The 21,312-nt window shown below is 63.3% G+C and carries 13 protein-coding genes and 1 tRNA gene; 12 read left to right on the top strand and 2 right to left on the bottom strand.

Annotated elements, in window-relative coordinates; all coding sequences use genetic code 11:
* The first annotated feature begins 26 nt into the window (after window positions 1–26).
* From glgB to AC1DXN_RS01515, 10 genes are all read left to right on the top strand, one after another.
* A complete protein-coding gene (gene glgB, locus AC1DXN_RS01560; protein WP_477271948.1) occupies window positions 27–2,240 on the top strand; it encodes a 1,4-alpha-glucan branching protein GlgB in 2,214 nt (737 codons plus the stop codon).
* A gap of 36 nt (window positions 2,241–2,276) precedes the next feature.
* Window positions 2,277–3,542 carry a glucose-1-phosphate adenylyltransferase gene (gene glgC, locus AC1DXN_RS01555; RefSeq protein WP_477243684.1) on the top strand — a complete coding sequence of 422 codons (1,266 nt, stop codon included), beginning with the start codon at window positions 2,277–2,279 and terminating at the stop codon, window positions 3,540–3,542.
* A gap of 3 nt (window positions 3,543–3,545) precedes the next feature.
* Window positions 3,546–4,991, top strand: coding sequence for a glycogen synthase GlgA (gene glgA / locus AC1DXN_RS01550; RefSeq protein ID WP_477271950.1), 1,446 nt, complete (start codon window positions 3,546–3,548; stop codon window positions 4,989–4,991).
* 3 nt (window positions 4,992–4,994) lie between these two features.
* A complete protein-coding gene (locus AC1DXN_RS01545) occupies window positions 4,995–6,623 on the top strand; it encodes an alpha-D-glucose phosphate-specific phosphoglucomutase (protein WP_477271952.1) in 1,629 nt (542 codons plus the stop codon).
* A 367-nt stretch (window positions 6,624–6,990) separates the two neighbouring features.
* Complete coding sequence (gene glgX / locus AC1DXN_RS01540; RefSeq protein WP_477271954.1) at window positions 6,991–8,994, top strand: glycogen debranching protein GlgX; 2,004 nt, start codon at window positions 6,991–6,993, stop codon at window positions 8,992–8,994.
* Complete coding sequence (gene bglA, locus AC1DXN_RS01535) at window positions 8,994–10,622, top strand: beta-galactosidase BglA (RefSeq protein WP_477271956.1); 1,629 nt, start codon at window positions 8,994–8,996, stop codon at window positions 10,620–10,622. Before glgX ends, bglA begins: the two co-directional genes overlap by 1 nt.
* A gap of 449 nt (window positions 10,623–11,071) precedes the next feature.
* Window positions 11,072–12,664, top strand: a complete 1,593-nt coding sequence (locus tag AC1DXN_RS01530) for a peptide ABC transporter substrate-binding protein (protein WP_477271958.1) — start codon at window positions 11,072–11,074, stop codon at window positions 12,662–12,664.
* 163 nt (window positions 12,665–12,827) lie between these two features.
* Complete coding sequence (locus tag AC1DXN_RS01525) at window positions 12,828–13,751, top strand: ABC transporter permease subunit (RefSeq protein WP_477271960.1); 924 nt, start codon at window positions 12,828–12,830, stop codon at window positions 13,749–13,751.
* Complete coding sequence (locus AC1DXN_RS01520) at window positions 13,744–14,865, top strand: ABC transporter permease (protein ID WP_477243696.1); 1,122 nt, start codon at window positions 13,744–13,746, stop codon at window positions 14,863–14,865. The genes AC1DXN_RS01525 and AC1DXN_RS01520 overlap by 8 nt, the downstream gene beginning before the upstream one ends.
* A gap of 17 nt (window positions 14,866–14,882) precedes the next feature.
* On the top strand, window positions 14,883–16,502 hold the full coding sequence (locus tag AC1DXN_RS01515) for an ABC transporter ATP-binding protein (RefSeq protein ID WP_477320682.1): 1,620 nt from the start codon (window positions 14,883–14,885) through the stop codon (window positions 16,500–16,502).
* Window positions 16,503–16,540: 38 nt separating this feature from the next.
* Here the strand turns inward: AC1DXN_RS01515 and AC1DXN_RS01510 are convergent, their stop codons facing one another.
* Together AC1DXN_RS01510 and AC1DXN_RS01505 are read right to left on the bottom strand one after the other, a co-directional pair.
* On the bottom strand, window positions 16,541–16,885 hold the full coding sequence (locus tag AC1DXN_RS01510) for a hypothetical protein (protein ID WP_477421438.1): 345 nt from the start codon (window positions 16,883–16,885) through the stop codon (window positions 16,541–16,543).
* 219 nt (window positions 16,886–17,104) lie between these two features.
* Window positions 17,105–17,181, bottom strand: a tRNA-Pro gene (locus AC1DXN_RS01505).
* Between the two features lie 201 nt (window positions 17,182–17,382).
* On the opposite strand from AC1DXN_RS01505, the gene AC1DXN_RS01500 reads away from it, so the two are divergent.
* Both AC1DXN_RS01500 and AC1DXN_RS01495 read left to right on the top strand, forming a co-directional pair.
* Window positions 17,383–18,903 (top strand): phosphomannomutase/phosphoglucomutase, encoded by a 1,521-nt coding sequence (locus AC1DXN_RS01500; protein WP_477271965.1) that lies wholly within the window; start codon window positions 17,383–17,385, stop codon window positions 18,901–18,903.
* A gap of 11 nt (window positions 18,904–18,914) precedes the next feature.
* Window positions 18,915–21,152, top strand: a complete 2,238-nt coding sequence (locus tag AC1DXN_RS01495) for a mannose-1-phosphate guanylyltransferase/mannose-6-phosphate isomerase (protein WP_477271967.1) — start codon at window positions 18,915–18,917, stop codon at window positions 21,150–21,152.
* The last annotated feature ends 160 nt before the right edge of the window (window positions 21,153–21,312 follow it).

Here is a 21,312-nt window from a genome sequence, read left to right as displayed (position 1 = left end):
AGGTACCCAGGGAGGGTCACTGCCTGATGAGGAAGCCGCGCGCGACCGCGACGACAAGCGGGTCGGACGGACTGGCACCAGCCAGCGATGTCGCGGCGATTGTTGCCGGCACGCACGGCGATCCGTTTGCAGTGCTCGGTGTGCACGAGGTGGGCAAGGGCTTCGTCGCCCGCTGTTTCGTCCCGCATGCCGAGTTCGTCACGGCCTATACGCTGACCGGCAAGAATGCCGGCGAGCTGTCGAGGCGTGACGATCACGGTTTCTTCGAGGGCAAGCTCTCGCTGCGCAAACGCCAGCCGCTGCGCTATCACGCCAGGAATGCCACTGCCGACTGGTGGCTGACCGATCCCTATTCCTTCGGCCCGGTGCTCGGACCGCTCGACGACTACTACATCGCGCAAGGGTCGCATCTCAGGCTGTTCGACAAGCTCGGCGCCCATCTCATCGATCATGAGGGTGCGTCCGGGGTGCATTTCGCCGTCTGGGCGCCCAATGCCAAGCGGGTGTCGGTGGTCGGCGACTTCAACGAGTGGGACGGTCGCCGTCACACGATGCGCGACCGCCGCGACACCGGCATCTGGGAGTTGTTCATTCCCGACATCGGTGCCGGCCGGCCCTACAAATACGAGATCATCGGACCCGATGGCGTCCGGCTGCCGCTGAAGGCCGATCCCTTCGCCTTCAAGTCCGAACTACGCCCAGCCACCGCTTCGGTGACGGCGGTGCCGCCGGCGCATGAATGGGGCGATGAGGCGCACCGCAATTTCTGGCGCAACGCCGACCACAGGCGCGAAGCGGTGTCGATCTACGAGGTTCATGCCGGTTCGTGGCAGCTGCGCGACGACGAAAGCTTCCTGTCATGGGACGAACTCGCCGACCAGCTGATCCCCTATGTGGTCGACACCGGGTTCACCCATATCGAATTCATGCCGATCTCCGAACATCCCTATGACCCGTCATGGGGTTATCAGACAACCGGCCTTTACGCGCCGTCGGCCCGCTTCGGCGATCCCGACGGTTTTGCCCGTTTCGTCGACGGCGCCCACCGCGCCGGCCTCGGCGTCATCCTCGACTGGGTGCCGGCGCATTTCCCGGTCGACGCGCACGGCCTGGCCAATTTCGACGGCACCGCGCTCTATGAGCATGCCGATCCGCGCAAGGGCTTCCATCCCGACTGGAACACCGCGATCTACAATTTCGGCCGCCGCGAGGTGGTCTCGTTCCTCGTCAACAACGCGCTGTTCTGGGCCGAGAAATACCATGTCGATGGTTTGCGCGTCGATGCGGTGGCGTCGATGCTCTACCTCGATTATTCGCGCAAGGCCGGCGAATGGATCCCCAACGAAAAGGGCGGCCGCGAAAATCTCGAGGCGGTCAGCTTCCTGCAGAAGATGAACAAGGAGGTCTACGGCCATCATCCCGGCGTCATGACGATCGCCGAGGAATCGACCTCATGGCCGAAGGTTTCGGCACCGGTGCATGAAGGCGGGCTGGGGTTCGGCTTCAAGTGGAACATGGGCTTCATGCACGACACGCTGGAGTATTTCGCCAAGGAGCCGATCTTCCGCAAGCACCACCACAACGAACTCACCTTCGGCCTGACCTACGCCTTTTCCGAGAATTTCGTGCTGCCGCTCTCCCATGACGAGGTCGTGCACGGCAAGGGCACGCTGCTCGGCAAGATGGCTGGCGACGACTGGCAGAAATTCGCGACGCTGCGCGCCTTTTACGCCTTCATGTGGGGCTACCCCGGCAAGAAGCTCTTGTTCATGGGCCAGGAATTCGCCCAGCGCCGTGAATGGAGCGAGGCGCGCGCGCTCGACTGGAACCTGCTCGAGTTCCGCCTGCACCGCGGCGTCTGGCAGACGGTGCGCGACCTCAATTATCTCTATCGTTCACGTCCGGCGCTGCATGCACGCGACTGCGAGCCGGAGGGCTTCTCCTGGCTGATCGTCGACGACAGCGCCAACTCGGTCTTTGCCTGGCTGCGCAGCGCACCGGGCGGCAATCCGGTCGCCGTGATTTCCAACTTTACGCCAGTGCCGCGCGACAATTACCGCGTGCCGTTGCCGCAGGCCGGCAAATGGCGCGAGATCATCAACACCGATGCTTCCGACTATGGCGGTTCGGGCAAGGGCAATGGCGGCGTGGTCGAAGCCAGGGCGCAAGGAGGAGGCATTTCGGTGACGATGCTTTTGCCGCCGCTGTCGACGATCATGCTCGAATTTGTTCCGGACTGAGCGATGTTCCAGACTGAGTGATTTGGGAGGGTAAAAATGGCAGAAACGAAACGAACCCAGCCGCTGGCCCGCGATGCCATGGCCTATGTGCTGGCCGGCGGCCGCGGCAGTCGCCTCAAGGAATTGACCGACCGGCGCGCCAAGCCCGCGGTCTATTTCGGCGGCAAGACGCGCATCATCGATTTCGCGCTCTCCAACGCGCTCAATTCGGGCATTCGCCGCCTCGGCGTCGCCACCCAGTACAAGGCGCATTCGCTGATCCGCCACCTGCAGCGCGGCTGGAATTTCTTGCGGCCCGAACGAAACGAAAGTTTTGACATCCTGCCGGCCAGCCAGCGCGTTTCGGAGACGCAATGGTATGAAGGCACGGCCGACGCCGTCTACCAGAACATCGACATCATCGAGGCCTACGGACCCGAATACATGGTCATCCTCGCCGGCGACCACATCTACAAGATGGACTACGAACTGATGCTTCGCCAGCATGTCGACGCCGGCGCCGACGTCACCGTCGGCTGTCTCGAAGTGCCGCGCATGGAAGCCACCGGCTTCGGCGTCATGCATGTCGACAAGAAGGACAACATCATCGCCTTCGTCGAAAAGCCGGCCGATCCGCCGGGCATTCCCGACAAGCCGGAATTCGCCCTGGCCTCGATGGGCATCTACGTCTTCAAAACCAAATTCCTGATGGAGCAGTTGCGCCGCGATGCGGCCGAGCCGGGCTCAAGCCGCGACTTCGGCAAGGACATCATCCCCTACATCGTCCAGCACGGTAAGGCGATCGCGCACCGCTTCGCCAAATCCTGCGTCCGCTCGACGATGGAAAACGAGGCCTACTGGCGCGACGTCGGTACGGTCGACGCCTATTGGGAAGCCAATATCGACTTGACCGACATCACGCCGGAACTCGATCTATACGACCGCGACTGGCCGATCTGGACATACGCAGAATTGAAGCCGCCGGCAAAGTTCGTGCATGACGAGGATGGCCGCCGTGGTTCGGCTGTGTCCTCGCTGGTGTCGGGCGATTGCATCGTCTCGGGCGCTTCGCTGAAGCGCAGCCTGATCTTCACCGGCGCGCGCATCAATTCCTATTCGACGCTCGAGGAAGTCGTCATGCTGCCCGACGTTCATGTCGGCCGGAACGCAAAGTTGAAGCGCGTGGTCATCGATCATGGCGTAAGGATACCGGAGGGGCTGGTGGTTGGCGAAGACCCCGTCCTCGACGCCAAGCGCTTCCGCGTTTCCGAAAAAGGCATCTGCCTTGTCACGCAGGACATGATCGACAAATTGGGGCTCTAGCGCATGCAGGTTCTGTCGGTCACGCCCGAGATTTTTCCGCTGATCAAGACTGGCGGGCTGGCCGACGTAACCGGCGCCTTGCCCATCGCGCTGGCGGCCAAGGGCGTGACCATGCGCACGCTCATCCCTGGCTTTCCCGTGGTGATGGACGCCTTCAAGAAAAAGAAGGCGGTGCACCAGTATCCGCTGCTGCAGGGCGGCAAGGCCTCGGTGCATGCCGTCCAGGTTGCTGGGCTCGACCTGTTCGTGCTCGACGCGCCGCATCTGTTCGACCGTCCCGGCGGTCCCTATGGCAATGCGGCCGGCGCCGACTGGCCCGACAATTGGCGGCGTTTCGCGGCCTTGAGCCAGGTCGGCGGCGACATCGCCGGCGGTGCCATTTCGGGCTATCAGCCCGACCTCGTGCACGCCCATGACTGGCAGTCGGCAATGACGCTCGCCTATATGCGCTACGGCAAGGCGGTCGGCATCCCGTCGATGATCACCGTCCACAACCTCGCCTTCCAGGGCCAGTTCGGCGCCGGCATCTTTGGCGAGCTTGGCCTTCCGGCGGTCGCGATGGCGCTCGACGGCGTCGAATATTATGGCGGCGTCGGCTTCCTGAAAGCCGGCCTGCAGGCCGCCTGGGCGATCACCACCGTCAGCCCGACCTATGCGCAGGAGATCCGCGCGCCGGAATTCGGCATGGGTCTCGATGGCCTGATCAACATGCGCTCCACCGATCTCTACGGCATCGTCAACGGCATCGACACCGACATCTGGAACCCGGAGACCGACAAGCAGCTTGTGTCCACCTACACGGCCAAGACACTCAAGGCGCGATTGCCCAACAGGGCCGCTGTCGAGGATCGCTTCAGCCTCGACCGCGACGACAGCCCGATCGTCTGCGTCATCAGCCGGCTGACCTGGCAAAAGGGCATGGACATACTGGCCGCCGTCGTCGACGGCATCGTCGCCCGCGGCGCGCGGCTGGCGATCCTGGGCTCCGGCGACGCCGGCCTCGAAGGCGCGCTGCTTGCTGCCGCCGCCCGTCATCGCGGCCGCATCGGCGTCGTCGTCGGCTATGACGAGGTTCTGTCCCACACCATGCAGGGCGGCTGCGATGCCATTATCATCCCGTCGCGTTTCGAGCCTTGTGGGCTGACCCAGCTTTACGGCCTGCGCTATGGCTGCGTGCCGGTCGTCGCCCGCACCGGCGGTCTTGCCGACACGGTCATCGACGCCAATGAAGCCGCCGTCTCCGCCGGCGTTGCAACCGGCTTCCAGTTTGCGCCCGCCAATGCCGGCGCCTTCCTGCACGCCATCCGCCGGTTGGTGGAGGCGCACGCCAACCCGGCGGTCTGGACGTCGATCCAGCGGCAAGGCATGAAGGCCGATGTGTCGTGGGATCGAAGCGCTGAAAAATACGTTGAACTCTATCGCTTGCTGCTTTCGAAAAGGGCTGCCTGAGGCATGATAAGAACCGTCGCCACCAAACCTTATCTCGACCAGAAGCCCGGCACCTCCGGGCTGCGCAAGAAGGTGCCGGTGTTCCAGCAGGAGCACTATGCCGAGAACTTCATTCAGTCGATCTTCGATGCGCTGGAAGGGTTCCAGGGAAAGACCCTGGTGATCGGCGGCGACGGCCGCTTCTACAACCGCGAGGTCATCCAGAAAGCCATCGCCATGGCGGCGGCCAACGGTTTCGGCAAGGTGATGGTCGGGCAGGGCGGCATCCTGTCGACGCCGGCGGCCTCGCATGTCATCCGCAAATACAAGACCTTCGGCGGCATCATCCTGTCGGCCAGCCACAATCCGGGCGGCCCGCACGAGGATTTCGGCATCAAGTACAATGCCGGCAATGGCGGCCCGGCGCCGGAAAAGCTGACCGACGCGATCTTCGAAAAGACCAAGACGATTTCCAGCTTCAAGACCGCCGACATCGAGACGATCGACCTCGACAAGATCGGCACGGTCAAGGCGGGCGGCATGACCGTCGAGGTGATCGATCCGGTCACCGACTATGCCGAGCTGATGGAAAGCCTGTTCGACTTCGACGCCATCCGCGCCAATTTCAAATACGGTTTCCGCATGCGCTTCGACGCCATGCATGCGGTCACCGGGCCCTATGCCAAGGAGATCCTCGAACGGCGGCTTGGCGCGCCCAACGGCACCTGCCGCAACTTCAAGCCATTGGAGGATTTCGGCGGCCACCACCCCGACCCGAACTTGGTCCACGCCAAGCACCTCTATGACGAGATGATGGGGCCGGACGCGCCGGATTTCGGTGCCGCCTCCGACGGCGACGGCGACCGCAATCTGATCATCGGCAAGGGCATTTTCGTCACCCCGTCGGATTCGGTGGCCATGCTTGCCGCCAACGCCCATCTGGCGCCCGGCTACAAGGCCGGCTTGAAGGGCATCGCCCGCTCGATGCCGACCAGTGGTGCCGCCGACCGCGTCGCCGAAAAGCTCGGCATTGGCATCTACGAAACGCCGACCGGCTGGAAATTCTTCGGCAATCTTCTCGATGCCGATATGGCGACGATCTGCGGCGAGGAAAGCGCCGGCACCGGCTCCAACCATGTCCGCGAAAAGGATGGCCTGTGGGCCGTGCTGTTGTGGCTGAACATCCTGGCGGTGCGCGGCGAAAGCGCCAAGCAGATCGTCACCGAGCACTGGGCGAGCTATGGCCGCAACTACTATTCGCGCCACGACTACGAAGAGGTCGAGAGCGACCGCGCCAATGCACTGGTCGACGAACTGCGCGCCAAGCTCGCTTCGCTGCCGGGCACCAGCGTGCGCGGCATGAAGATCGCCAGCGCCGACGATTTTGCCTATCACGATCCGGTCGATGGCTCGATCAGCAAGAACCAGGGCATCAGAGTGCTGTTCGAAGGCGGCTCGCGCGTCGTCTTCCGCCTTTCCGGCACCGGCACCTCAGGCGCCACGCTGCGCGTCTATGTCGAGCGCTACGAGCCGGACACGTCGAAGCACGATCTCGACACTCAGGTCGCCCTTGCCGATCTGATTTCGGCGGCCGACGATATCGCCGGCATCAAGAGCCACACCGGCCGCAACAAGCCGAGCGTTATTACTTGAGGTTGGCGGTGCGCGCCTTTCCTTCTCCCCCTGTGGGAGAAGGTGGATCGGCGCGTAGCGCCGAGACGGATGAGGAGTGTTGGACGGATCGCATACCTTGGAGTTTGTCCGAAACGCCCATCGCTTCGTCATCCACGGGCGAAGCAAGGAGCGCAGCGACGCGGCGCAGACCCGAGGATCCATGCCGTAACATCAAGGCGTTGCCCCAGTGCAGAATTCTGCTCCGCCGCGCTCTTCGTTTAAGGTCACGGCATGGATCCCAGGGTCTCCGCGACGGAGCTTCGCTCCTGCTTCGCCCTAGGATGACGAAGTCGGGAAAGCCTAGGCCAATCTCCAACGTTTTCAAAACCCGACAAGCCTCGCACCCGTGACCCAACTCGGCGCCACCATCACCCCGGAAGGCATTCGCTTTGCCGCCTGGTCATCGTCGGCGCGGCGTCTCTGGGTCTCGATCTTCGACGGTGCGGGAAGCCGCGAGATTGACCGGGTTGAACTTCAGCCGGAAGGCAAGGGCGTCTACGCGCTTTTCGTTGCCGGCCTTGCCGCGGGCACCAGATACGGGTTCCGCGCCGATGGCGACTATGCGCCGGGGCGCGGGCTGTGGTTCGATCCCGACAAGCTGCTGGTCGATCCCTATGCCGTCGAGATCGACAGGCCTTACGCCTATGACTGGCGGCTGACCCAGCGCCGTGGCGAGGGGGCCGACACCGCCCCGTTGCTGCCGAAGGCGATTGCCAGCGCTTTGCCGATGCCGCAGCCAGCCTTGCCGCCGCTGTTCCAACCGGGCGGCCTCGTCTACGAAGTGCCGGTACGCGCCTTCACCATGCTGCATCCTGATATCCCGGAGCAGCAGCGCGGCACGATTGCAGCGCTTGCCCACCCTGCCATCATCGAGCATCTGAAAAGGCTCGGCGTCAGTGCGGTGGAGCTGATGCCGGTGACGGCATCGATCGACGAGCGGCACCTGCCGCCGCTCGGCTTGAGCAACGCCTGGGGTTACAATCCCGTCACCTTCATGGCGCTCGATCCGCGCCTTGCGCCCGGCGGCCTGGCCGAATTGCGCGAGACGGTCGCCGCGCTGCGCGTCGCCGGCATCGGCACCATCCTCGATCTCGTCTTCAACCACACTGGTGAAAGCGACAGGCTTGGCCCGACGCTGTCGCTGCGCGGGCTCGACAACCGCGCCTACTATCGGCACGAGGCCGGCAACAGGCTGGTCAACGACACCGGCACCGGCAACACGGTTGCTTGCGATCATCCGGTCGCCCGGGGAATGGTCCTCGACACGCTTCGTCACTTTGTCAGTTATGCCGGCGTCGATGGGTTCCGCTTCGATCTCGCGCCCATTTTGGGCCGTGTCGAGGGGACCTTCGACGCCGACGCGCCGCTGCTGCAGGCCATGAAAAGCGATCCCGTTCTCGGTGATCGCATCCTGATCGCGGAGCCCTGGGACATCGGGCCGGACGGCTATCAGCTCGGCAATTTTCGTCCGCCTTTCCTCGAATGGAACGACAAATACCGCGACGACATCCGCCGCTTCTGGCGCGGCGATCGCGGCATGGTCGGCGCACTCGCGACAAGGCTGGCTGGCTCGTCGGACGTGTTCTCCAGGGATGGCCAGCAGACCAGCCGCTCGGTCAATTTCATCGCCGCCCATGACGGCATGACGCTGGCCGACCTCGTCGCCTATGAGCGCAAGCACAATCAGGCCAATGGCGAGCAGAACCGCGACGGCCACAACGACAATTTGTCGTGGAACAACGGCGTCGAAGGGGAGAGTGGCGACGCGGCTGTCGCAACAGCCCGGTTCGATGACCAGCGCGCGCTGCTGGCCACGCTGTTTGCCTCGCGCGGCACGATCATGCTGACGGCGGGCGACGAATTCGGCCGCACGCAGAAGGGTAACAATAACGCCTACGCGCAAGACAACGAGATCACCTGGCTCGACTGGACCGGCCGCGACCAGGCGCTGGAACGCCATGCCTTTGCGCTTGCCGCAACGCGCCGCGCCGCGCCGATGCTCTCGGACACGCGCTTTCTCAGCGGCCGGCCGGCTGCGGGGGCGGACATACCGGACGTTGCCTGGCTGATTGAAACCGGTGCGCCGCTCGATGAGGCAGGCTGGCACGACCCGGAGCGGCATCGTCTTGTCATGGTGCTCGGCGGTGCCAGCGACGGCGATGGCCGTCTTGCCGTCATCTTCAACGGCGATCGCCGGGCCTGTGTTTTCACCCTGCCGCAGCGCGACGGATTTCTGTGGGCTGCGGCGCCAACCGACGCTGCCGACATTGCACGGCCGGTGCCGGGGCGAACGGTGATTTTCAGGATCGAACGCAAGGCCGGGCAGGCTGGCGCGAAGGAGAGACTTTAGTGGCCGACAACAATGCGCAGTGGTGGCGCGGCTGCGTCATCTACCAGATCTACCCGCGCTCCTATCAGGACACGACGGGCGACGGCAGCGGCGATCTCAGCGGCATCACCTCCAGGCTGGCTCATGTCGCCTCGCTTGGCGTCGACGCGATCTGGCTGTCGCCCTTCTTCAAGTCGCCGATGGCCGACATGGGCTATGACGTCTCCGATTATTGTGATGTCGATCCGATGTTCGGCACGATTGACGATTTCGATGCGCTGGTCGCCGAGGCGCATCGGCTCGGCCTGAAAATCATCATCGACCAGGTGCTGTCGCATTCCTCGGACAAGCACGAATGGTTCGTCGAAAGCCGCGCCAGCCGCGATAACCCCAAAGCGGACTGGTATGTCTGGGCCGACACTAGGCCTGACGGCAACGCCCCCAACAACTGGCTGTCGGTGTTCGGCGGCCCGGCCTGGGAGTGGGATTCGACGCGCCGGCAGTTTTACATGCACAATTTCCTCGCCTCGCAGCCAGACCTGAATTTCCACAATCCCGAGGTTCAGGACGCGCTTCTGGAAACGGTGCGGTTCTGGCTGGAGCGGGGTGTCGACGGCTTTCGGCTGGATACGGTCAACTATTACGTCCATGACCGCTGGCTGCGCAGCAATCCGCCGCTGGCGGCGAGCGTTGCCGGCACCAACACCGAAACCAACACCTACCTCTATCAGGAACATCTGTTCGACAAGACGCAGCCGGAAAACCTCGGCTTCCTCAGGCGCTTCCGGGCGCTGCTCGACGAGTATGAGGGCCGTGCCGCCGTCGGCGAAATCGGCGACGAAGGCCGTTCGCTGCAGACGCTGGCCGCGTACACCTCCGGCGGCGACACGCTGCAAATGTGCTACACATTCGACCTGCTCGGTCAGCAATTCTCGGCGGCTCATGTGCGCGGATGCGTCGAGGCATTCGAGGCGGCTGTTGCTGATGGCTGGGTCTGCTGGGCGTTTTCCAATCATGATGTCGTTCGCCATGTCAGCCGCTGGACGCGGCCTGGTGGCGACCCGGACACCGTAGCGAAGTTCTCCATTGCGCTTTTGTCCTGCCTGCGCGGATCGATCTGCCTCTATCAGGGCGAGGAACTAGGGCTGGAGGAAGCGGAACTCGCCTTCGAGGATTTGCGTGATCCGTTCGGCATTCGCTTCTGGCCGGGAATCAAGGGCAGGGACGGTTGCCGCACGCCGATGGTCTGGGAGGCGGGCGCCGAAAATGCCGGCTTCTCCTCGGGCAAGCCGTGGCTCCCAGTGCCGGAAGCCCATCGCGCCCGTGCTGTCGATGTGGAGAATGGCGAGGAGGCGTCCGTGCTCGCCGCCTATCGGGCGACGCTTGGGTTGCGCAAAGCACATCCGGCACTGGTGGACGGCTCGATCAGCTTTCTCGATGCAGAGGGCGATGTCCTTGCCTTCATCCGCGAAGGCGGCGGCGAACGACTGCTCTGCGTCTTCAATTTTGCCGACGAGCCGGCCAACTGGCCATTGCCATCTGATCTGGCCGCCATAGATAGCATTGATCTTGGCGGTGCCGGTGCGGTGTTGCAGGAAGGCGGGCTTGCGCTGCTGCCGCTGGGCTGCTTCCTCGGACGGGCCAGCTAGCCAGTTCCGCGGCGATTTGGTGAACGTCGCTGCTTGCCTCGATCCGTATCGTAATGCAACCATGCCGGGCAGAAGAGGTATCGAAAGACGGCACCTGCAGGGTAATCGATCGCCGGTGTCGCCGAGGCTGTTGGCCTGCAAACGTCAACTCGAAGCAGGGCTTTTGGCATTCGTGGGCGTGGTGCGGCGAATGCCAAAACAAGTGGATCAACCGGAAGATGCAGCCAGTTGAAAGATTGCGTTTAACTTTAGCCTTTGCTGTTTTAGCGCGCAGCTACTCACTTAACGTCAAGCAGGGGGCGGTTGAAATAAGATTTCCGTCTGTCTAGTCTCCTGCCACCAGCTGCCGGAAAGGGAACCGGCGGTGCGCTCAAAGGGGCCAGATATCGGTTTCGGGGCGTCAACACTCGAAAGGCGTGGCTGATGGCCGTGCCACAGGGAGAAACTTCATGCTGAAAAACATGCTGAAGGCGACAGTGTTCGCCACAACCATGACCTTGGCTGCCGGGACGTTCTATACGCCGGCCTTCGCCGAGACCGTCTACAACCGTGGCACCGCCGCTGAATCGGAGTCGGTCGACCCGCACAAGACCTCGACAGTTTACGAAGCCAATGTCTTGCGCGATCTGTTCCAGGGCCTGGTCATGCAGGACGAGAAGGCGAACCTCATTCCGGGCGCTGCCGAGAGCTGGACGGTTTCCGATGACGGCACCGTCTACACCTTCAAGCTGCGCAAGGACGGCGCCTGGTCGGACGGCAGCCCGGTGACCGCAGAAGACTTCGTCTACGCTTTCCATCGCCTGGAAGACCCGGCCACGGCCGCCGAATACGCCTCGATGCTTTATCCCGTGAAGGGAGCCGAGGACTTCAACACCAAGAAGGGCAAGCCAGAGGATATGGGCGTCAAGGCGATCGACGCGACCACCCTTGAGGTGACGCTGAAGGCGCCGACGCCTTATTTCCTCGAGATGCTGACCCACCAGGCGACCTATCCGGTCAACAAGGCCTCCATGGACAAGCTCGGCGCCGACTGGATCAAGCCGGGCAATCTGGTCTCCAACGGCGCCTATACGCTGGCCGAATGGGTCCCCAACGACCACATGAAGCTGGTCAAGAATCCGAAATTCTGGGACGCGGCGACAGTCAAGTTCGACGTCGTCAACTACATCCCGACCGAGGACCGCTCGTCGGCGATGAAGCGTTTTGAGGCCGGCGAACTCGACAGCTATGACGATTTGCCGACCGAACAGCTGGCCGACTTGAAGACCAAGTTCGGCGATCAGATTCACGTCGGACCGTATCTCGGCACATACTATTATGCGATCAAGACCGACAAGGCGCCGTGGGACAATCCTGAACTGCGCACCGCCATTTCCATGGCCATAGACCGCGACTTCATCGCCGAGAAGGTCTGGCAGAACTCGATGCTGCCCGGCTATTCGATGGTGCCTCCAGGCATCGAGGGCTACACGCCGGCCATGGCCAAATACGCCGACATGTCGCAGATCGACCGCGAGGACGCTGCCAAGAAGATCCTCGAGAAACTCGGTTATACGCCCGAGAAGCCGTTGAAGATGGAGATCCGCTATAACACTTCGGAGAACCACAAGAACACGGCCGTCGCCATCCAGGAACAGTTGAAGCCGCTTGGCGTCGAAGTCACGCTGCTCAACACCGACACCAAGACCCACTACTCCTTCCTCGAGCAGAAGGGCGACTATGACGTGGCGCGTGCCGCCTGGATCGCCGACTACAAGGATCCGGAAACCTTCCTCGGCATCTCGCGCAAGGCGAGCGGCAACAACTATTCGGACTACAACAGCCCGGCATACGAGGCGGCCATGGACAAGGCAGCTGCCGCCGGCGGCAAGCCCGAAGAGCGCATGAAGGAACTCTCTGAGGCCGAGCGCATCCTCATCGACGACGTCGGCCAGATCCCGCTTCTCTACTACAGCTACCACGACATCGTTTCTTCGAAGCTGCATGGCTTCGTCGACAATGTGATGGACGTGCATCCGTCCCGCTTCGTCAGCAAGGACTGAGTTCCTTGGCCGAGCCGCCGCCCCCTTCGGGCGGCGGTTCCGGTTTGCCGTCGCTTCGGCCCGAACTTCGGAATCGACTTTCGGAAAGCACGAAGCGAAGATTTGAAGCGCTGGAGCTTGCTCGTCCAACTGGACGCGTCGCTCCACGTCAAGCGGGGCACCGATGCTGCGTTATGTATTCAGGCGGCTTCTGACCGCCATTCCGACGCTATTCGTCATTGTGACCATGGCGTTCTTCCTGATTCGCGTCGCGCCGGGCGGCCCCTTCAACCAGGAGCGGGGCCTGAGCCCCGAGATCAGGGCCAATCTTGAGGCGCAGTTCGGTCTCAGCGATCCGCTCTGGCTGCAATATGTCCACTATCTCGGCAATCTGCTGCGCGGCAATTTCGGCCCCAGCTACAACATGCCTGACTTCACCGTCGGCGAACTGTTCGCCAAAGGCCTGCCGATATCGATCCAGCTTGGCGCCTCGGCGCTGATCCTGGCGCTGCTGCTGGGCAGCGTGCTCGGCACCATCGCCGCGCTCAACCAGAACAAGCTGGGTGATTATGCGGTGATTGCGCTGGCGACCGCCGGCAGCACCATCCCGACCTTCGTCATCGCACCGGTGATCCAGCTCGTGTTCGGATTGACCTGGAAGCTGTTGCCGATCGGCGGCTGGGGCGACGGCGCCTTCCTCAACAAGATCGGCCCGATCCTGACGCTCGCTCTGCCGCAGATCGCCATCGTTGCCCGCCTGATGCGCGGCTCGATGATCGAATCGCTGCGCTCAAACCACATCCGCACCGCGCGCGCGCTCGGCCTGTCCGACTGGTCGGTGGTCGTTAAACATGCGCTGCGCGGCGCCGTCCTGCCGATCGTCTCCTTCACCGGCCCGGCGGCGGCGGCATTGCTGACCGGCTCGATCATCGTCGAGACGATTTTCTCCGTTCCCGGCGTCGGCCGCTATTTCGTCGATGCCGCGCTCAACCGCGACTACACGCTGGTGATGGGCACGGTGGTGATCATTGCGCTGTTCACGATCCTCTTCAACCTGATCGTCGACGTAATGTATGCCGTCGTCGATCCGAGGGTGCGCTATGACTGAGATCGCAGCCACCGCTCCGGCCGTTATCGGGCGCTCTTTGTGGGGCGACGCCTGGGCGCGCCTCAAGGCCAATCGCGCCGCCATGTTCAGCCTCTACTATCTTGCGGTAATTGCGGTCGTCTGCGTGTTCGGCCCCCTGTTCGTGCCGCACCAATACACGACGATCTATGCCGACTATGTGCGCATGCCGCCGAGCTTCTCGGCCTATCCGAAAGCCGACATGATCGAGACCGCGCTCAATGAGGCGATCAAGCGCATGCGTGTCGACATCAAGGAGTGGAAGCAGGAGGGCAATCGCGTCTTCGTCACCGTCACCTCGTCCAAGCCGCTCGACGACCGCAACATCCGCTATCTCGATCGTTCCGACGCCTTTGACGACACCAAGATCGAAACCAAGTCGCCCGACGGTCTCGAAGTGACGATGAGCGCGGCGATCAAGCAGCAATACTTCCTGTTCGGCACCGACAACACCGGCCGGGACATGCTTTCGCGCACGCTGATGGCCGGGCGCATCTCGCTGGCCATCGGCCTGCTTGCCGGCGTCGTCGCCGTGGTGATCGGCGTGCTCTATGGCGCCGCGGCCGGATTTTCCGGCGGCAAGATCGACGAGGTGATGATGCGCATCGTCGACGTGCTTTATTCCTTACCGTTCATCTTCTTCGTCATCATGCTGGTGGTGTTTTTCGGCCGCAACTTCGTGCTGATGTTTTTGGCGGTCGGCGCCGTGCTGTGGCTCGATATGGCGCGCATCGTGCGCGGACAGGCGCTGTCGATCCGCCGCCAGGAATATGTCCAGGCGGCCGAGGCCATGGGCGTCGGCCAGCGCGGCATCCTGATCCGCCACGTCATTCCCAATCTGCTCGGCCCGGTGGTGATCTACATGACGCTGCTGGTGCCGCAGGTGATCATCCTGGAAAGCTTCCTGTCCTTCCTAGGCCTTGGTGTCCAGGAACCGATGACCAGCTGGGGCGTGCTGATCTCGGTCGGCGCCAAGAACATCGGCACCGCCAACTGGCTGCTGTTGTTTCCGGCCTTCTTCCTCGTCTCGACTTTGTTTGCGCTAAACTTCGTCGGCGACGGCCTGCGCGACGCGCTCGACCCGAGAGATCGATAAGGATGGGGATCGCAGAGATGAAAACTCCCGAAACGATCCTCAGCGTCAAGGATCTGCGCGTCCGCTTCCGCACGCTTGATGGCGCGGTCGAAGCGGTCAAGGGCATCAACATCCACGTCAAGGCCGGCGAAACCGTTGCCGTGGTCGGCGAATCCGGCTCCGGCAAGAGCCAGACGATGATGGCGGCGATGAGCCTGCTGGCCTCGAATGGCGAGGCATCAGGCAGCGTCGACTATCGCGGCCGCAACCTTCTGACACTGAGCAAATCCGAGCTCAATCAGGTGCGCGGCCGCAAGATCAGCATGATCTTCCAGGAGCCTATGACCTCGCTCGATCCTCTCTATTCGATCGGCAACCAGCTGATCGAACCAATCCGCCGGCATCGCGGTCTTGGTGCCGCCGAGGCGAGGGAAGAGGCGCTCAAGCTGTTGCGGCTGGTGCACATCCCCGATCCCGAGCGGCGGATGAAATCCTATCCGCACGAAATGTCGGGCGGCCAGCGCCAGCGCGTCATGATCGCTATGGCGCTCGCCAACGATCCCGATATCCTGATCGCCGACGAACCGACGACGGCGCTCGACGTCACCATCCAGGCGCAGATTCTGATGCTGCTCGCCGAACTGCAGCGCAAGCTCGGCATGGCAATCGTCTTCATCACCCACGATCTCGGCATCGTCCGCCGCTTTGCCGACCGCGTCTACGTCATGCGCTACGGCGAGGTGGTCGAGGAGGGCGAGGCGCAGGCACTATTCGCCAACCCGCAGCATGCCTACACCAAGATGCTGATTGCCGCCGAGCCGACCGGCACCAAGGCGCCGCCGCCGGCCAACGCGCCTGTCCTGCTCGAAGGCCGGAATGTCGAGGTCACCTTCAGGATCGGCGGCGGTTTTCTCGCCGGAGAGCCGCTGATGCTGCGGGCGGTCGACCGTATTTCGATCCGGCTGCAACGCAACCAGACCATCGGCATCGTCGGCGAATCCGGTTCGGGAAAATCGACGCTCGGCCGCGCTCTGCTCAGGCTTCTGCCTAGCGACGGCGTCATCCGTTTCGGCGACCGCGATATTTCCGGCGCCGACCGCCAGGCGATGCGGCCGCTGCGGCGCGAATTGCAGCTGGTCTTCCAGGATCCGTTCGGCTCGCTGTCGCCACGCATGACCATCGGCCAGGTCATCACCGAAGGGCTTCTGGTGCACGAGCCGAGCCTGTCCGGCAAGCAGCGCGATCTGCGCGCGGTCGAGGCGCTGCTCGAGGTCGGGCTCGATCCCAATTCGCGCAACCGCTATCCGCACGAATTCTCTGGCGGCCAGCGCCAGCGCATCGCCATTGCGCGCGCGATGATCCTCAAGCCCAAGGTGGTGGTGCTCGACGAGCCGACCTCGGCGCTCGACCGCTCCGTGCAGAAGCAGATCGTCGAACTGCTGCGCAAGCTGCAGGCCGACCACGAACTGTCCTACCTCTTCATCAGCCACGACCTCGCCGTCGTCCGCGCCATGGCCGACTACATCATCGTCATGAAGCAAGGCAAGATCGTCGAGGAGGGGCCGACCGAGGCGATCTTCAGCAATCCGCAGGATATCTACACGCAGACGCTGATGGCGGCAGCGATCGACGTTACGCGGTTTAGGTTGAGTGCCTGAGGCAAACGGCGACAGCCAGGCGTTCTGGCTGTGTCAGCTCATTCCGACGATGCCTGGCATTTGCGGGCTCTGACGGCCGAAATGGCCTCTTGCTGCTGCTTCAGCCGTTCGATCCTGGCCGTTTCGCGATCGGCGACGGCGGTCTTGACGCGTGTGCCGCCCCAGAGCCAGCGCGGCACGCTGGTGTTCSCGACCTTGCCGCGACTGATGGCCGTTTGTGAGATGTTGCGGGCGATGCTTCCCACTTCGTTGTTGAGCTCGACGCAGGTCATCGTGTCGTATTTCGCCGGATTGACCGCTCCGCCTATAGACGAGCAGCCGCCGACAGCCAGCAGGAGGAGCAAAAGAGGGAGCGGCAACCGTGCCGTCGGAATCAACTGCATGTCGGCAACCTCACTCCAGCACCGCCATTTCGGCAGCTGATCATAGTGTCGAGGTAGAGCAGGCTATCGTTTCGTCAAAAGCGGCCCGCGCTGTCAAGTGCAAGCTGGAATGCGGCAGCAGCAGATGCTGCGCGGCTGACCTTGGCCTGCCAGTATCAACCAAAACATTTTCCAGGAGATCGCGGTTTTTCGGGAGAACAGCTAAGTCGCTGTTTTTTCTGGTCGGAGTGGCAGGATTTGAACCTGCGACCCCATCGTCCCGAACGATGTGCGCTACCAGGCTGCGCTACACTCCGTGACCAGACCGCGGGCTTATAGCCGCCGTACTTCGTTCCTGCAAGCGCCAATGGCAGCGGTTCTGTCGCATTTCGTCCGCTTTCGTCGGGCATTGCCGCAAAGGCCGGATTTCCTCCCCGGGATAAACCCGGCTTAAAGCCTTATGTGCTAAGCCGCTGCCTCGATAGATCGTATTTCCGCCGCTCTGGAGCTCTGCAGTCTTGCCCCTGAAAATCGTTGGCGACGCCCGGCACAACACCTTCGAATTTGAAACCTCGGCGCTGATCAAGGCGTCCGGGTTTCGCGAATATGACGCCCGCTGGTGGTTCGGCCATCCGGGTTCGGAACTGCCGCCTCAGCTCAATTTGATCGGCGTCCAGGCGCTCGGGATGGGGCTCGGCACGCTGATTCGGCGCCTCGGTGCCGGGCCCGACATCGTCACCGGACATGATTTCCGCTCCTATTCGCTTGGTATCAAGCTGGCGCTGGTGTCCGGGCTGATGGCCGCCGGCGCGCGGGTCAGGGATATTGGCCTGGCGCTGTCGCCGATGGCCTATTTCGCCCAGTTCGCGCTCGATGCCCAGTCGGTCGCCATGGTCACCGCCTCCCACAACGAGAACGGCTGGACCGGCGTCAAGATGGGCGCGGCACGTCCGCTGACCTTCGGTCCGGAAGAGATGGGCGCGCTGAAAAAGATCGTGCTTGCCGGCGACTTCGACCTTGTCGGCGGCGGCTCCTATGATTTCGTGTCCGGGTTCCGCGAGAACTATCTCGACGACCTGACTGCGGGCAAGCGCATCTCGAGACCGCTGAAGGTGGTCGTCGCCTGTGGCAATGGCACCGCCGGCGCTTTTGCGCCGGAAGCGCTGGCGCGGATCGGCTGCGAGGTTATCCCACTCGATGTCGAGCTCGATCACACCTTCCCGCGCTACAATCCCAACCCCGAAGACATGCGGATGCTGCATGCCATTCGCGACAAGGTGCTGGAATCCGGGGCCGATGTCGGCCTCGGCTTCGACGGCGACGGCGACCGCTGTGGCGTCGTCGACAATGAAGGCGATGAGATCTTCGCCGACAAGGTCGGCGTCATGCTGGCGCGGGATATTTCGCGGCTCCACCCGGGCTCGACCTTCGTCGTCGACGTCAAGTCGACCGGATTGTTCAACACCGACAGCGTGCTGCGGGAAAATGGCGCCGTCACCGACTACTGGAAGACCGGCCACTCCTACATCAAGCGCCGTGTGGCCGAACTCGGTGCCATCGCCGGCTTCGAGAAATCCGGCCACTTCTTCTTCAATCCACCGGTCGGGCGCGGCTATGACGATGGCATCGTCACGGCGATCGCCATCTGCCAGATGCTGGATCGCAGCCCCGGCAGATCGATGGCCGATCTCTACCACGACCTGCCACTGACCTTCGGCACGCCGACCATGTCGCCGCACTGCCCGGACGAACTGAAATATGGCGTGGTCGAGCGGGTGGTCTCCGACTTTCAGGCCATGAAGAAGGATGGCGCCGTCTTCGCCGGCCAGAAGATCGCCGACCTCATCACCGTCAACGGCGTGCGTGTCGTGGCCGAGGACGGCACCTGGGGGCTGGTGCGAGCCTCATCGAACGAGCCGTCGCTTGTCGTGGTGGTGGAGAGCCCGGTATCGTCCGAGCGCCGCTGGCAGATGTTCGAAGCCGTCAATGCCGTGCTGCGCCGCAGCCCGGAAGTCGGCGCCTACAACCAGACCTTTTGAATGGGCACTTCATGACCGAGCGTATCGTCAGTTTTGTCATGAGTGGCGGCGTCGGCTCGCGGCTCTGGCCACTGTCGCGCGAAGACAACCCGAAGCAATTCCATGACCTGTCGGGCGACGGCTCGATGCTGGCCAAGACGTTGCGCCGGCTGACGGACAGGCCCAGCGGCGAAACGCCGATCTTCCTGATCGCCTCGGAACGGCATGCCGAGCGCGTCCGTGCCGACCTCGCCGGTATCGACCTGTCCGGAGGCGGGCCGCTGTTCGAGCCGACCGGTCGCAACACTGCCGCAGCGGTGGCGCTGGCGACGCTGCGCACATTGTCCGACTTCGGCGACAGCCTGGTGCTGGTGGTGCCGTCGGACCATGAGATATCAACGGCGCGGCAGTTTTGGCAGAGCGTCGAGGCCGGAAGCGCGGCGGCGCGCGCGGGCCGGCTGGTGGTGTTCGGCATCAAGCCGACCCAGCCGGAAACCGGTTACGGCTATATCGAGGTCGCTGGCGAGAAGGGTGGCGTCTTCGACGTGTCGCGTTTCGTCGAAAAGCCCGATCTTGCAACGGCGCAGGATTATCTCAAGGCTGGAAATTTCTACTGGAACACCGGCATCTTCCTTTTTCGCGCCAGCGCCATGCGCGACGCTTTCGCCGCCTTTCAGCCGGATATCTGGAACACGACCGAGGCGGCCTACAAGGCTGCGACATCGGACCTGTCCGGCCTCTACATGCCGCTGGAGCTCTATGCCGCCATCCCGTCGAACTCGATCGACTATGCGATCATGGAGCACGCCAAGGGCATCGCGATGGTGCCGGCCGGCTTCCGCTGGAACGATCTTGGCTCCTGGCAGTCGCTGCTCGATGTCGGTCCCTCCGACAGCGCGGGCAATGTCATCGTCGGCGACGTCGTCGCCATCGATTGCGAAAACTCCTACATCCGCAGCGACGGCCGGCTGTTGTCGGCCATCGGCATGAAAGACGTCGCCATCGTCTCGACCGCAGACGCCACCTTCGTCGCCCCGGTCAGCCACAGCCAGCACGTCAAGAAGATCGTCGAGCAACTGGAAAAATCCGGCCGGCTGGAGACCCGATTCACGCCGGCGCATGACCGCGTCATCGAAAGCGGCGCCTGGCGCCGCCGCGTCCATCACTGGCTGTTTCAGGAGACCTTGCCACTCTGGTCGACGGTCGGCGTCGATGAGCGCCATGGCGGTTTCCACGAGGCACTAGGTTTTGACGCCACGCCGCTGATGAAGCCCAAGCGCATGCGGACCCAGGCCCGCCAGATCTATGCCTTCGCCGTCGCCAAGGAACGCGGCTGGGACGGTCCCGCCGACCGGCTGATCGGCCACGGCATCGACTTCATCGCCAGCAAGGGCCGCACCGGCAGGGGCGGCTGGGTGCGCACGCTCCATGTCGATGGCAGCGTCGCCGACGCCACGGAGGATGCCTACGATCATTCCTGCGTGCTGCTGGCGCTGGCGCACGCCCATATCTCGGGCAATCCGGATGCGCTGCGGCTTGGTGAGGAAACCTTCGCCTTCCTCGACGCCCACCTCGAGGACAGCCGCATGACCGGTTTCCTCGAGACATCGAACGGCGAGGGCGAACGGCGTTCAAACCCGCACATGCACCTGCTCGAGGCCTTCCTGGCCTGGCATCAGGCGTCCGGTGAGCGCACCTATCTGCGTCGCGCCGCCCGCATCATCGACCTGTTCCGCAGCCATTTCTTCGACACGGAAAGCTGGACGCTCGGCGAGTATTTCGACGCCGAATGGAAACCGGCGGCTGGCGAAAAAGGCTCATGGACGGAGCCCGGCCACCATTTCGAATGGGCTTCGCTGCTGGTCGATTTCGCCGCGCGCAGCGGCCAGAGCGAACTGACCGGCTTTGCCCGAAAGCTCTACGCCTCGGCCATCGCCAACGGCCTCAACCGCGCCACCGGCCTTTCCTATGGCGCCGTCTCGCGGCAAGGCCTGCCGCTCGACCTGATGTCGCGCAGCTGGCCGCAGGCCGAAGCGGTGAAAGCGGCGATCGCGCTCGACGGCTCGGGCGGGCCGGACCTCAAGCCCGAGATCGAGGCCCGTGTCGGCCGGCTGTTCCGCTGGCACATCGACCCGGCGCCGCTCGGCCTGTGGATCGACCGCATCGACGAACGCGGCCGCTCGCTGGCGTCAGACGTACCCGCCAGCATTTTCTATCATCTGGTCTGCGCGCTGACGCAGTATCTGGATGGGACGGCCAGCAAGGGGTGAGACGTTGAAGCAGCCAATCTCCCCCCTTGCGGGGGAGATGGCCGGCAGGCCAGAGGGGTCGGTTCGACTGGACGCGACCTTCTTGCGGCCGATGAGGGGTGGCACTTCACGCGCGGCGACCCCCCTCTGTCGCCTTCGGCGACATCTCCCCCTCAAGGGG

The sequence above is a fragment of the Mesorhizobium sp. P2_H9 genome (assembly GCF_056403215.1).
The sequence above is the reverse complement of the archived record's forward strand: the minus strand, read 5'-3'. Positions and strand labels throughout refer to the sequence as shown.

Excerpts from the sequence above, each read along its gene's own strand:
- glgB (WP_477271948.1), top strand. The coding sequence starts at position 27 with ATGAGGAAGCCGCGCGCGACCGCGACGACAAGCGGGTCGGACGGACTG.
- glgC (WP_477243684.1), top strand. The coding sequence starts at position 2,277 with ATGGCAGAAACGAAACGAACCCAGCCGCTGGCCCGCGATGCCATGGCC.
- glgA (WP_477271950.1), top strand. The coding sequence starts at position 3,546 with ATGCAGGTTCTGTCGGTCACGCCCGAGATTTTTCCGCTGATCAAGACT.
- AC1DXN_RS01545 (WP_477271952.1), top strand. The coding sequence starts at position 4,995 with ATGATAAGAACCGTCGCCACCAAACCTTATCTCGACCAGAAGCCCGGC.
- AC1DXN_RS01530 (WP_477271958.1), top strand. The coding sequence starts at position 11,072 with ATGCTGAAAAACATGCTGAAGGCGACAGTGTTCGCCACAACCATGACC.
- AC1DXN_RS01525 (WP_477271960.1), top strand. The coding sequence starts at position 12,828 with ATGCTGCGTTATGTATTCAGGCGGCTTCTGACCGCCATTCCGACGCTA.
- AC1DXN_RS01520 (WP_477243696.1), top strand. The coding sequence starts at position 13,744 with ATGACTGAGATCGCAGCCACCGCTCCGGCCGTTATCGGGCGCTCTTTG.
- AC1DXN_RS01515 (WP_477320682.1), top strand. The coding sequence starts at position 14,883 with ATGAAAACTCCCGAAACGATCCTCAGCGTCAAGGATCTGCGCGTCCGC.
- AC1DXN_RS01495 (WP_477271967.1), top strand. The coding sequence starts at position 18,915 with ATGACCGAGCGTATCGTCAGTTTTGTCATGAGTGGCGGCGTCGGCTCG.